This window comes from Mesorhizobium sp. M1027 (assembly GCF_040318745.1).
Lineage (GTDB): Bacteria > Pseudomonadota > Alphaproteobacteria > Rhizobiales > Rhizobiaceae > Mesorhizobium.
In genome coordinates, this window is the sequence record NZ_JAMYMW010000011.1 from 148,638 (window position 1) to 162,093 (window position 13,456).

Below are 13,456 nucleotides of genomic sequence, written 5' to 3' on the forward strand. Positions count from 1 at the left end.
ACCCCATGGCTCTTTCCGTGCCGGCCATCATGAAGACGACGGCAGCGCGGCTTTCAGCGCTTTATCTTCTGCTTTTTGCGCTGTGTGCGGTGTTGCTGGTCTTGTACATGACCTCGCTCTCGGTGCGCATGCTGACCGCCCAGACGCAGGAGACGATCAACGACGAGGTGCTCGGCCTTGCCCGCGCCTATCAGCGCGGCGGCCTGCCGCTGCTGGTCCGCGTCGTCGAGCAGCGCTCCCGCCAGCCCGGCGCCAATCTCTATCTGATCGCCGATGCCAACGGCCAGATCCTGACCGGCAACGTGCAGAGCCTGGAGCCGGGCGTGATCGAGGCCGAGGGCTGGACCACCGAACCGTTCTCCTACCGCCGCTTCGGTGAGGGCGAGCTCGAACGGCAGCGCAACCCGGTCTCCGACCCGAACGAGCCCGCCCAGAGCGAAGTCCAGGCCGAAGGCGAGAAAGGCCACAACGCCGTTGCCCTGGTGCTGCGCCTGCCCAACCAGATGATCATGCTGGTCGGCCGCGACCTCGGCGAGCCGGAGCGCTTCCGCGCTGTCATTCGCCGTGCCTTGATGCTGGCGCTCGGCATGATGGGCGTCGGCGGGCTGCTGATCTGGTTCTTCGTCGGGCGCGCGGCGCTGAAGCGCATCGACAGCGTGTCGGAGGCGAGCCGCCGCATCATGGGCGGCGATCTTTCCGGCCGGCTGCCGGTCACCGGCGCCGGTGACGAGTTCGACCGGCTGTCGGAAAACCTCAATTCCATGCTGGCCCGGATCGCCACGCTGAACGAGGGCCTGAAGCAGGTCTCCGACAACATCGCCCATGACCTGAAGACGCCGCTGACCAGGCTGCGTAATCGCGCCGAGGCGACGCTTTCCGGCAAGCACAACGCCAGTGACTACCGGCAGGCTCTGGAAGGAACGATCGCCGAATCCGATCAGCTGATAAAGACCTTCAACGCTATCCTGATGATTTCGCGGCTGGAGGCCGGCTATTCCTCGGAAAGCACCACCAGGGTCGATCTGGCCGCTGCCGTGCACGATGTCGTCGAACTCTACGAGCCGGTAGCGGAGGAGGCGGGCGTGACACTCGAAACTTCGGTGCAAGGTTCTTTCGTCGTCGACGGCAATCGCGAGCTGATCGGCCAAGCGCTGTCCAACATCGTCGACAATGCGATCAAATATTCGACCGACTCGACCTCCGGGCCTACGGTTCGCGTGACGCTGGAGCGTGTCGGTAGCGAGATCAGACTCGCCGTCTCCGACAACGGCCAGGGCATTCCCGACGATGTCGACCGCGCCAGGGTGACCGAGCGTTTCGTGCGGCTGGAAAAGAGCCGCTTGCAGCCGGGTTCCGGCCTTGGCTTGAGTCTCGCCAAGGCGATCATGACATTCCACAATGGACGGCTTGAGCTGCTGCCCGGCAATCCCGGATTGTCGGTCGTCATGAGTTTTCCCGGGCGGGAGGATCGCTGATGGTTGCGAGGATGGCAGTGCGACGCCTGGAAACGGACTGGCTGTTGAAGCCGGCGGTAGAGCTCGTTCCGCTGGATGCAAGCCGCGCCAGGCAGGAACTGTCGGAGATCGCCGACGCCGCGCGGCAAAAGGAACTGCCGCGACTGGCGAAATTTCTCGCCGGCAAGGGGGTCGTCCAGGATTTCCTCGCCGCCGTGTTCGACCTGTCGCCGTTCCTGCGCGATACCGCGCGCCGCCGGCCGCAGATACTCGATGCGCTTTTCGACGGGAGGGTCGAGGCGCGGCTGTCATCGATCGGCGCCGCGATCGACAAGGCAGCACGCGCAGAGGCCGTCTCCGAAACCAGCCTGATGATGGAGCTGCGCCAATGCAAGGCGGAGGCGCATTTCCTGATCGCCTTGGCCGATCTGGCCGGCGAGGCCGAGACCTCGTTGACAGTGCGGCGACTGAGCGACCTTGCCGATGCCTGCACGCGTGCGGCCGTCGATTTCCTGCTCCGCGACGCGCATGAGCAGGGCAAGCTCCGATTGCCGGATCCCAAAAATCCGGCGCGACGCTCGGGCTGGATTCTGCTCGGCATGGGCAAGCTCGGCGCGCATGAGTTGAACTTCTCCTCCGACATCGACCTCGTCGCCTTCTTCGACCCCGATGCGCCTGCCGTCGTCGACCCGCTCGATGCCACAGAGCTGTTTTCGCGCCTGACCCGTCGGCTGGTCCGTATCCTCCAGGACCGCACCGAGCACGGTTACGTCTTCCGCACCGATCTCAGGCTTCGTCCTGACCCCGGCTCGACACCGCTGGCGATCCCGGTCGAGGCGGCGCTGCGCTACTATGAGGCGCGCGGCCAGAACTGGGAGCGCGCCGCCATGATCAAGGCTCGCCCGGTGGCCGGCGATGTTGCTGCCGGCGCCGCGTTCCTGAAGGAACTGCAGCCCTATATCTGGCGCAAATACATGGACTATGCGGCGATTGCCGACGTCCATTCGATCAAGCGCCAGATCCACGCCCACAAGGGCCATGGCGAGGTCGCGGTCAAGGGCCACAACGTCAAGCTTGGCCGCGGCGGCATCCGCGAGATCGAGTTCTTCGTCCAGACCCAGCAGCTTATCGCCGGCGGCCGCTTTCCCGAACTGCGCGGCCGCGAGACCGTGCCGATGCTCGGCGAACTCGCCGCGCGCGGCTGGATCACCGCCGACGCGCGCGATGCACTCACCAGGCAATACTGGTTCCTGCGCCGCGTCGAACATGCCATCCAGATGGTTGCCGACCAGCAGACGCATATCCTGCCGGAGGACGAAGAGGGGCTGGAACGCGTCGCCCGCATGCTGGGCTTTGCCGATGCGGCAGGCTTTGCCGAAACGTTCCGCGCGGCGCTGCATCAGGTCGAGCGCCACTATGCAGCGCTGTTCGAGACCGCGCCGGAGCTTTCGGCCGGCATCGGCAATCTGGTCTTTACCGGCGACGTCGACGATCCCGATACCTTGCAGACCCTGCGGCGGCTCGGCTTCCAGCGGCCGAGCGACATCTGCCGGGTTATCCGCGGCTGGCACTTCGGCCGCTACCGCGTCACCCGGTCGGCGGAGGCACGCGAGCGGCTGACCGAACTGACGCCGGCGCTGCTGCAAGCCTTCGGCCAGACGCGGCGAGCGGACGAGGCGGTGATCCGCTTCGACGAATTCCTTGCCGGCCTCCCTGCCGGCATTCAGCTGTTTTCGCTGCTGCAGTCGAATCCGGCGTTGCTGAAGCTGATGGCGACGATCATGGGCGCGGCACCGCGGCTGGCCGCCATCATCACGCGCCGGCCGCATGTCTTCGATGGCCTGCTCGATCCGGCGCTGCTGAGCGAACTGCCCAACCGCGCCTATCTATCGGCGCGCCTTGCCGGCTTTCTCGAAGGCGACAGGGCTTATGAGGACGTGCTCGACCGGCTGCGCATCTTTGCTTCGGAGCAAAAATTCCTGATCGGCGTCAGGCTGCTTGCAGGGTCGATCGATCCGCCGCGCGCCGGCCGCGCCTTTTCCGATCTCGCCGATCTGACCATCGGGGCGGCGTTGCAGGCGGTGACGGCGGAATTCGCGTTGCGTCATGGCTATATTGCCGGCGGCAGGGTCGCACTGCTCGGCATGGGCAAGCTCGGCAGCCGCGAACTGACGGCGGGTTCGGACGTCGACCTCATCCTGCTCTACGATCACGACGCCGATGCCGAGGAGTCCGACGGCGACAAGCCGCTTGCCCCGTCGCATTACTACAGCCGGCTGACGCAGCGGCTGATCGCCGCCGTTTCCGCGCCGACCGCCGAGGGCGTGCTCTACGAGCTCGACCTTCGCCTGCGACCGTCCGGCAACAAGGGGCCGGTGGCCACGCACGTCGATGCATTCAAGAAGTACCAGCGCCAGGACGCCTGGACGTGGGAGCATATGGCGCTGGCGCGGGCCCGCACGATCGGTGGCGATGCCGAGCTCTGCCGCGAGGTTGAGGAGGAAGTTGCCGCAGTACTCGCTCTGCCGCGCGATCCAGCCAAGGTGATGGCCGAGGCATCCGAGATGCGCGCCATGGTCGACAAGGAGAAGCCGCCGCGCGATCCCTGGGACATCAAGCTGATCCCGGGCGGCCTCATAGATCTCGAATTCATTGCCCAGGTTGCGTTGATCACGGGAAAGATCGAAGCCGGCCGCAGGGCTACCGGCACGGCTGAGGTCCTGTCGCGCTTGGCGCCGGATTTCGCCAGCGCCCAGGTCAGGCAGGAACTGGTGGATGCCTTTTCGCTCTATCTGGCGCTGACTCAGATGATACGGCTTTGCCTCACCGGCGCGTTCGAACGCGACGACGTTCCGCCAGGGCTTTCCGATCTGCTTCTTGCGGTCACCGACCTGCCTGATTTCGGTGTGCTTGAAGGGCATCTCAAGGAGACGTCGCAGAAGGTCAGAAAGGATTTCGACCTTCTGGTTCGTGCGAAATAACCGTGACGGCAACCAGCCGTACGGGCGAGAGCATCGGACCCGAAATTGCGACCTTTTTTGGGAGGTTCCGATGTTCAATCAAAGAGATAGGGCGGGGGATGAAGGTCCGCCGCTCTAGCATCGGGGGTGACGATGCAACAGGAGAAGACCATGAGAAAGACAACCAGACTTGCACTCGTTTTCGCAGCCCTGGCCGGCGCCGTCGGCACCGCAGCCTTGCAGACGAGCACTCCGGCGCCAGGCCGCGCGACGGCATGATGATGCGCCTCGGCAAGGTCATGAAGGACAATGACGGCACCATCACCTTCGACCAGTTCTCCGACGCCATGAACGCGCGGCTGAAGAAGATGGTCGCTGACAATGGCGGCAAGCTGACCGTGGCACAGCTCGCCGACGCGCTGGAGAAGGCACGCTTCGAGCAGATGGCCAGGCGCATCATCGCCCGTTACGACACCAAGGGCGACGGCACGCTGACCGCCGACGACATCACCAGCCGCCAGAAGAAGGTGTTCGCCATGCTCGACCGTGACAATGACGGCAAGATCGAGAAGAACGAACTGCCGAAGGGTCTCGGCCGCCACCGCCAATGGGACGGCGAGGGCAATGATGGCGCTGACGGCATGCAGTGAGAATTGACAACCGCTCCGGCGGCGCAAGCCGCCGGAGACCTATGTGGTCATTCAGGCAGCCGCCCTGACCGCCTGCGCGACTTTCTTCATCGGGATGCGTACCGAGACGATCGTGCCGATGCTTTCGGTCGAACGGATCTTCAACGCGCCACCCTGAAGCTCGGCCAGCGAGCGCGAGATGGCGAGGCCGAGGCCGGAGCCGGTATGGCTCTTGGAGAACTGGTTTTGCACTTGTTCGAATGGCCGTCCGAGCTTGCTCAGCGCCGCTTTCGGGATGCCACAGCCATTGTCCTCGATCGTCAGGATCAGCGCGCTGGAAATGCTGCGGGCTCTGACCGAAATGTGGCCGCCTTGCCCGGTGAACTTCACCGCATTGGACAGAAGGTTGATGAGGATCTGCTTGATCGCCCTGCGGTCGGCGAACAGCGTCAGCGAATCGGCGATGCGGGTTTCGACGGTGATCGACTTTTCCGCCGCCTGCAGCGAGACGACGCGAACCGTCTCCCTGATGAGCGGGCAGAGATCGATTTCTTCCTGATCCAGGGCGAACTGGCCGGCCTCGATCTTCGACATGTCGAGGATGTCGTTGATCACGCCGAGAAGATATTTGCCGCTGCCGTTGATGTCGGTGGCATACTCTTCGTAGCGCGGCGACCCCAGCGGCCCGAACAGCCGCCGTTCCATCAGTTCCGAGAAGCCGATGATCGCGTTGAGCGGCGTGCGCAACTCGTGCGACATGTTGGCCAGGAATTCGGATTTGGCCCGGTTTGCCGCTTCGGCCCGCTCGGTTTCCTTCATGTATTTGCGATTGAGCTCGACGAGCTCACGAGCCCGTTCTTCTTCCGCGCGGCGGGCAAGGCTGAGGTCGTGGATTGTCGCCATCAGCCGGCGCTCGCTGTCGACCAGCTTCTCCTGGTGCAGCTTGATCTGGGTGATGTCGGAGCCGACCGAGACGGTGCCGCCGTCCCTTGTCCGCAACTCGTTCACTTGCAGCCAGCGGCCGTCGGCAAGCTGGCGCTCGAAGGTCACGCCCCCCTGCGGTCCATTGGTATTGGCAAGCCGCCGCTCCGAGGCAAAGGCCAGCATGCGTTCCTCCAGAACGGCGCGCGGAGCGCCCGGCATCACGTCGCGATCCGACAGGCCGTTGTCCTGCTGGTATTTGGAATTGCACATGATCAGGCGCTCGGACGAATCCCACAGCACGAAGGATTCGTTGATGTTTTCGATGGCCGTCCTCAGGCGCAGGTCCGCCGCTTCGGAGCGCAGCGCCAGGTGCCGCTGCTCGGTGACGTCGACGGCGATGCCGATCAGCTGGATCTCCGGCGCTTCCGGGTCGATAACCTGCGCTCTTGCGCGCATCCAAACCCATTGCCCGTCGGCATGGCGCATCCGGAACACCTGGTCGATATAGTCGATCTCGCGTGCGACGATCCTGTTGGCGAGTTCGAACAAATCGCCGTCCTCGGGATGAATGATTTCGTCGACTTCGCCGAACGACAGCATCGTGTCGCAAGGCTCGTAGCCCAGCATGTCGTACATCGAGCGCGACCAGTACATCTTGCCGCGCACCATGTCCCAATCCCACAGGCCGCAGCGGCCGCGTACCAACGCCATGTCGATGCGCTGGTGGGCTTCGAGATAGATGCGGTCGGCGGCCTGGGCACGCGCCGCCTGGCCGAAATAGGCATAAAGGATGACGATCAGCACGCCGGCCGTCAGCACGAACAGCGTGACATTGAGTGAGACCGTCTTGCGCCAGGCGTCAAAAACTGCCTCCTGCGGCACGAACGCTGCCGCGGCACCCTTTCGGCCATTCGCCAGGCTCACTGCTGTGTACCAGTCCTGTCCGCCGATGCTGACCTCCATCACTCCGGCGCGATCGCCGAACATGAACAGCGGCTGCCCGCCCTGCACGACGCCATCGAGCGATCGGCCCTCCCAGTGCATCGACTGCGGCGACACGGCAATGATCTTGAAGGCGCTGTCGGTGATCGCCAGTACGTGGCTTCGGCCCATCGCGCCCTGACGACCGGTGCTCTCCAGCAGGTCCTGGATCGCACCTGGCGCGGAAACCATGGTCGCGTCGGCGATCGAACTGGCCAGTTGGCCGGCGGCCAGCGCAAGGATCGCTTTGGCGTCGCGCTCGATCTCGTCGCGCTCGTTCATCAGCGACAGAAAGCGCAGTACTGCGATGATCAACAGAAACATGATAATGAGGGCCGGTATCGATCGCCGCAACAGCGGCTCGGCTGCCAGCAGCCGTCGGTAGGCAGGTTCGGCGATGAGCCGCGTATTGCCCGCGAGACCGTCGTTTCGCGCCTCGCGACGCTCAAACGCCGTCCCACCGGGCGCGCCCCACGCGTCCGCCTTCGCCATAAATGGCACTCCCCGATTTTCTGTCCCGCTTGACGATCCGGCAACGCCGCACTTCCGAATCGTCACTAAAGAATCAAAGGTGATTCGCCTTGTCCAGAGGTGCGGCGAAAAAAGATTAAAAATCGACTAAAATAATGGGTTTTCGGATGGTCTTCCCTTCTCCCACGACAAGGGGAGAAGGGGAGGTCGCTTACGCCAGGGTGCGCTCGACGATGTCTCGCAAATCGGCCGACAGCTTCTCGGTATTGGCGATTGAAAGCAACGCCTCCCTTGCCTTGGCCTGCCGCACGGGTTCGAGCGAGCGCCACGACCTGAGCGCCGTCGCCAGCCTGGCGGCCACCTGCGGGTTGCGTTTTTCGACCTGCAGCACCGTTTCGACGAAAAGCCGGTAGCCCTCGCCGTCGGCGCGATGAAAGCCGGTCTGGTTGGCGCTGGAAAACGTACCGATGAGCGCGCGTACCCGGTTCGGGTTGGCCATCGAGAACGTTGGGTGGCTGGTCAAGGCGCGCACCGCGTCGACGGTTTGCGGACCGGGCACGCTGGCCTGGATCTGGAACCATTTGTCCATGACCAGCGGATCGGTTGCATATTTCGCCTCGAAATCGGCCAGTGCCTTGATTGCCTCAGGTGAGCCGTGGTGACGGTGCGCAAGCACGGTCAACGCCGCGGCACGATCCGTCATGTTGGTCGCCGATTGGAAGTGCCGGGCAGCGAGTTCCGCACCTCCCGGCAGCAAGGAGAGATAGTCCAGCAGGACATTGCGCAGCGCCCGCCGCCCGGCACTGGCCGCGTCCGGGCTGAACGGACCATTGTCGGCGAGCCGATCGTAGAAGTTGGAGAATATCTCGCGGTTGGCCTCGGCGATCGCAACTGCCAGCGCCCCGCGCGCCGCGAAAATGGCGTCGGGGTCGATGTTCTTGCCGATGTCGCGGGCGATATCGGCCTCGCCGGGCAGCGCCAGCGCCAGTGCCCGATAGGCGGGTTCGAGCGCTTCGTCGCCGGCTATTTTGCCGGCAAGCCCGGTCAGCCGGGCGCTGAACTCGGGTTGCCTGTGGTCTAGGATCTGGCGGAAAGCTGCAATCAGCGCATCGGTCAAAAGCGTGTTGAACGCCTGCCAGCGCGAGAAGGCGTCGCTGTCGTGGCCAGCCAGAAAAAACTGGTCGTCGGGCCGCTGCTCGACCGAAAGCGTCACCGGCGCCGAAAAGCCGCGGTTGAGCGACATGGCCGGCCGCTCGGCAATACCGGAAAACCTGACGACATGGCGGCGTTTGCGAATATGGATGACGCCGTCCTCGACATTCGCTCCTTCCACGCCGCTATAGGCTGTCGCCTCTCCGCCGGCGCCGACCAGGCCGAAGGCAAGCGGAATGTGCATCAGCCGTTTGCGGCTTTCCGACGGCGTTGGCGGCACCGACTGCTCGATTTCGAGCGTGAATTCCTGCGCCGCAGGATTATACGCCGAACTGACGGTCAGGTTCGGCGTACCGGCCTGATGATACCAGAGCGAAAACTGCGACAGGTCGCGACCGGAAACGTCTTCGAATACCTTGATGAAGTCTTCGATCGTCGCCGCCTGGCCGTCGTGACGTTCGAAGTAGAGGTCCATGCCGGCGCGGAACGTCTCTGCGCCGAGGATAGTGTGGATCATGCGCACGACTTCCGAGCCCTTTTCATAGACCGTCGCCGTATAGAAATTGTTGATCTCGCGGTAGCGGCGCGGCCGCACCGGATGCGCCAGCGGCCCTTGGTCCTCGGGAAACTGATGGGCGCGCAGTGTACGCACCTCGGCGATGCGCTTGACGGCGCGCGAGCGCTGATCTGCCGAGAATTCGTGGTCGCGGAAAACGGTCAGGCCTTCCTTCAGGCAAAGCTGGAACCAGTCGCGGCAAGTGATTCTGTTACCTGTCCAATTGTGGAAATACTCATGCGCAATGATGGCTTCGATATTGGCAAAATCGGCGTCGGTCGCGGTTTCCTGGTCGGCTAGCACATATTTGTCGTTGAAGATGTTGAGACCCTTGTTCTCCATCGCGCCCATATTGAAGTCGGACACGGCGACGATGTTGAAGACATCGAGGTCGTATTCGCGGCCGAATGCCTCCTCGTCCCATTTCATCGACCGTTTCAATGCGTCCATGGCGTAGCCGGCGAGCCTCTCTTTGCCCGGTTCGACATAGATTCCGAGCTCGACTTTGCGGCCAGACAGGGTAACGAAACTGTCCGAGATCTTGCCGAGGTCGCCCGCCACCAGCGCAAACAAATAGGACGGCTTGGGGAAGGGGTCGTGCCAGACCGCATAGTGCCACCCGCCGGCAAGCTCGCCGCTGCCGGCCGGGTTGCCGTTGGACAAAAGCAGCGGCGCCTCATTGCGCTCCGCTTCGATACGCACCGTATAGACCGACAGGATGTCGGGACGGTCGAGGAAATAAGTGATGCGGCGAAAGCCTTCGGCCTCGCATTGCGTGCAATAGACGTCGCTGGAGCGATAGAGGCCCATCAGCGCTTCGTTCTGCGCCGGCGCCAACACGGTTTCAATTCTCAGCTGGAAGCGCCTTGTGGCAGGGGGGCTGATGATTGTCAGTTGATCGGGCGTGACGAGAAAATCCGCAGGGCTCGGCTCCTGGCCGTCGATGGCGATGCCGCGGAGCGTCAGCCCGTCGCCATCCAGCACCAGTGGCACCGACGCCGCAATCCCGTCGCGGCGTTCGACCGTCAGCACGGCGGTCACATGCGTTGCTTCAGGCGAAAGGCGGAAAGTCAGGCTGGTTTCCGGAATGAGATAATCACTGGGGCGATAGTCTTCGAGCTTGAAGACCTGGCCGGTATCTGTGCGCATTCCTTGATTTTTCCTGTCGATCCGGGTGCGGCGGGCGGGTCCGCTGGTCCAAATAATTTGAAGTCTGCGCTCTTTACACGAAACGCTCCCTCGACAAAACTGCAGCGACGTCTATTTCAGGCGATCATTTCCCAAGCATCATCGCGAGGCTTCCATGACCGTCGTCACGCCGAAATTCGGAACGAGCGCCTCTGTGTTGCGTCGCGAGGATGTGGCCTTCATCAAGGGCGCGCGGGAGGCGGGTACGATCGGGTCGACGCCTGCCGCGCTCAATGCGGTGACCGACGCGCACTACCGCACCTACGGCATCAGGCATATCGACATGCCGGCAACGCCGGCGTGCATCTGGGCGGCGATCGAGGAAGCAAGAGGGGCGTGACAGCCAGACCGGATTTGCCAGTGCTTGCAGTTGGCGACCTTGCCGGCGAGCACAGCACGCTGACCGGAATCTTGCTCAAGATCGTATCGGTGGCGGTCTTCGTCGGCATGTCGTCCTGCATCAAGGCGGCAGGCACCGTCCCGGCGGGCCAGATCGTCTTCTTCCGCTCCTTCTTTGCCATTTTTCCGATCATCGCCTTCCTCGCCTTCCAGGGAAAACTCGGAACCGCCTTTTCGACAAAGCGCCCGCTCAACCACATTGCGCGCGGCGTCGTCGGTGTCTGTGCCATGGGGCTCGGCTTCTTCGCGCTGACGCGGCTGCCGCTGCCGGAGGCGATCACACTGAACTACGCGCAGCCGCTGCTGGTCGTGGTGTTCAGTTCGATCTTCCTCGGCGAAGCCATCCGCATCTATCGCTGGAGTGCGGTTGCCGTCGGCCTGGTCGGGGTGCTGATCATCTCGTGGCCGGAACTGACGCTGCTCAGTTCGGGCGCTGCCCTTGGCGATCAGGAGGTGCTTGGCGTCATCGCCGCCCTGATAGCCGCGGCGATCTCGGCCATCGCCATGCTCCTGGTTCGCAACCTCGTCCAGAGCGAGCGGACGGCGACCATCGTGCTGTGGTTTTCGGTAACCGCGAGCGTCATGGCGCTGCTTTCGCTGCCATTCGGCTGGCAGGCGCTGACGCCAGCACAGGCGGGGCTTCTGATTGCCGCGGGTTTTTGCGGCGGGCTTGGCCAGATTCTGATGACCTCGGCCTATCGCCATGCCGAGGCTTCCGTCGTAGCACCTTTCGAATACACTTCGATGATCCTCGGCGTCGTCGTCGGCTATCTGGTCTTTGGCGATATCGCCACGATCAACATGCTGGTCGGCGGCATGATCGTGGTTGCGGCGGGGATTTTCATCATCTGGCGCGAGCGCCAGCTGGGTCTCGAACGCACCCGCACCCGCAAGGCCGTCGCGCCGGAAGGGTGATCAGCCCGCTGCGTCGGTCCGCTCTTTCGCCAGCCGCATCAGCACCGCCCGCGTCTGCTCGTCGGCGGGGAAAAAAGATTCGATCGCCAGCTCCGCCAGCGTCACGTCGAGCGGCGTGCCGAACACGGTGATGGTGCTGATGAACGACAGCACCGCGTCGCCATGGGCAAGCTTGAGCGGATGGACAATCGCGTTCGGTTCGACCGGCGCCGGCCGGCTGCTTTTAAGGCCGGACGGATAGGCCCGAAGCTCGCGCTCGAGCTCGACCAGAACCGGATCGGCGGCAGCGTCGTTCTGCCGCTTCAGCCGCTCCAGAAGATGCGTCCGCCATTCCGCAAGGTTGACGATGCGCGGCGCGATGCCGCCGGGATGCAGGCTGAGGCGCAAAACGTTGACCGGCGGCTTCAGCAGGGAGGCGTCGGCGACATTGGCGAGGAACGGGCCGATGGCGGCGTTCGCCGACACCAGGTTCCAATGCCGGTCGACGGCAAGCGCCGGGAACGGCTCGTGCGCCTTGAGCACGGTCTCGACCGCCGCCATCGCCGGTGCCATCGAGGCATCGTCAAGTGGTCGTTCGCTGAAGCTCGGGGCAAAGCCGGCGGCCAGCAGCAGCTGGTTGCGCTGCCTGAGCGGGATCGAAAGCTGCTCCGCCAGATGCAGCACCATGTCACGCGAGGGTGCGGCGCGGCCGCTTTCAACGAAACTCAGATGCCGCTGCGAGATCTCGGCCTCCATGGCGAGGTCGAGCTGGCTCATGCGCCGGCGTGTACGCCATTCGCGAATGAGACTGCCGGCGGAAATCTGGGCTGCTGTCATAACGAGATGACTAGGCCGGCAGTGGGCGCATTTCAATTACCTGCGAGATCATGATGCCGCCCTTCCTTCCTCGCAAGGGGAGGACGGAAGACGCGTTCTGCACCGTTACCCAAGTGCCCGCAACTTCGCCTTCACTTCGAGGAAATCCCGCCACGCCAGCTTCTTGTGCGCAGGCGTTCTCAACAAATAGGCCGGATGCAGGGTCGGCATGGCGGGAATGGCGACGCCAGACGGGGTCGTGTGGACGCGCCAGTTGCCGCGCAGCCGCAATATGCCTTCGGAGGTGTTGAGCAGGGTCTTTGCCGACGGGCCGCCGAGATTGACCAGCACCTTCGGATTGACCAGTTCGATCTGCCGCTCGATGAACGGCCGGCAGATCTCGGTCTCGTGCGGCGTCGGCGTGCGGTTGCCCGGCGGCCGCCAGGGAATCACGTTGGCGATGTAGGCAGATGTCCGGTCAAGACCGATCGCGGCCAGCATGCGGTCGAGCAGCCGGCCCGAGCGGCCGACGAACGGCAAGCCCTCTATGTCCTCGTCGCGGCCCGGCGCTTCGCCGACCAGCATCACCGCGGCAGTCGGATTGCCGTCGGCGAACACCAGGTTCTTGGCGGTGAATTTAAGATTGCAGCCGTCGAATGCCGCCATGTGCTGGCGAAGCTCGTCGAGGTTTGCCGCCGATCTCGCCAGTTGCCGCGCCAATGCCGCCTGCGCCTCGTCGGGCACCGTTGACATGGCCGGGGACGTTCGCACTGCCGGTGCCGTATTCGGTCTCTCGCCCATTTCGCCGCGCGACACGCTCGTCGAGCGATGAGGCGATGCATTTTCACCGGCCGGCAGAGCGGCCGCCGCAGGCACCCGCTCCGGCGGCCTGGCTTCTGCAAACCTGTTTACCGGCTGTTCTTCAAGTGCCTCGTCGACGCCGGCGCTGGCGTAGAAGGCCAGCAGCTCGGCGAGATCGGCTCGGCTAGTGTGGGGGGCGGCAGTCATGGTTTCACATTCGGCCGCGGAGCT

General features: G+C 63.9%; 9 protein-coding genes. 5 read left to right on the forward strand and 4 right to left on the reverse strand.

The features are described from left to right. The first annotated feature begins 5 nt into the window (after positions 1–5). From NKH50_RS21570 to NKH50_RS21580, 3 genes are all read left to right on the forward strand, one after another. Positions 6–1,475 carry an ATP-binding protein gene (locus NKH50_RS21570; protein WP_352880896.1) on the forward strand — a complete coding sequence of 490 codons (1,470 nt, stop codon included), beginning with the start codon at positions 6–8 and terminating at the stop codon, positions 1,473–1,475. Beyond that, a complete protein-coding gene (locus tag NKH50_RS21575; RefSeq protein WP_352778072.1) occupies positions 1,475–4,435 on the forward strand; it encodes a bifunctional [glutamine synthetase] adenylyltransferase/[glutamine synthetase]-adenylyl-L-tyrosine phosphorylase in 2,961 nt (986 codons plus the stop codon). Before NKH50_RS21570 ends, NKH50_RS21575 begins: the two co-directional genes overlap by 1 nt. A 254-nt stretch (positions 4,436–4,689) precedes the next feature. Further along, positions 4,690–5,064, forward strand: coding sequence for an EF-hand domain-containing protein (locus tag NKH50_RS21580; protein ID WP_352880898.1), 375 nt, complete (start codon positions 4,690–4,692; stop codon positions 5,062–5,064). Between the two features lie 51 nt (positions 5,065–5,115). Here the strand turns inward: NKH50_RS21580 and NKH50_RS21585 are convergent, their stop codons facing one another. Continuing rightward, complete coding sequence (locus NKH50_RS21585) at positions 5,116–7,440, reverse strand: PAS domain-containing sensor histidine kinase (RefSeq protein WP_352880900.1); 2,325 nt, start codon at positions 7,438–7,440, stop codon at positions 5,116–5,118. 190 nt (positions 7,441–7,630) lie between these two features. Further along, positions 7,631–10,276: an aminopeptidase N gene (pepN, locus tag NKH50_RS21590; RefSeq protein WP_352880902.1), complete on the reverse strand. Its 2,646-nt coding sequence runs from the start codon at positions 10,274–10,276 to the stop codon at positions 7,631–7,633. 154 nt (positions 10,277–10,430) lie between these two features. Here pepN and NKH50_RS21595 point away from each other — a divergent pair, with 154 nt between their 5' ends. After that, complete coding sequence (locus tag NKH50_RS21595; RefSeq protein WP_352616908.1) at positions 10,431–10,655, forward strand: hypothetical protein; 225 nt, start codon at positions 10,431–10,433, stop codon at positions 10,653–10,655. Then, positions 10,652–11,629, forward strand: a complete 978-nt coding sequence (locus NKH50_RS21600) for a DMT family transporter (protein WP_502897762.1) — start codon at positions 10,652–10,654, stop codon at positions 11,627–11,629. Before NKH50_RS21595 ends, NKH50_RS21600 begins: the two co-directional genes overlap by 4 nt. On the opposite strand, the gene NKH50_RS21605 is transcribed toward NKH50_RS21600, so the two are convergent. Next, on the reverse strand, positions 11,630–12,445 hold the full coding sequence (locus tag NKH50_RS21605; RefSeq protein ID WP_352471021.1) for a helix-turn-helix domain-containing protein: 816 nt from the start codon (positions 12,443–12,445) through the stop codon (positions 11,630–11,632). Between the two features lie 105 nt (positions 12,446–12,550). Then, on the reverse strand, positions 12,551–13,432 hold the full coding sequence (locus NKH50_RS21610; protein ID WP_352501793.1) for a uracil-DNA glycosylase: 882 nt from the start codon (positions 13,430–13,432) through the stop codon (positions 12,551–12,553). Positions 13,433–13,456: the final 24 nt, after the last annotated feature.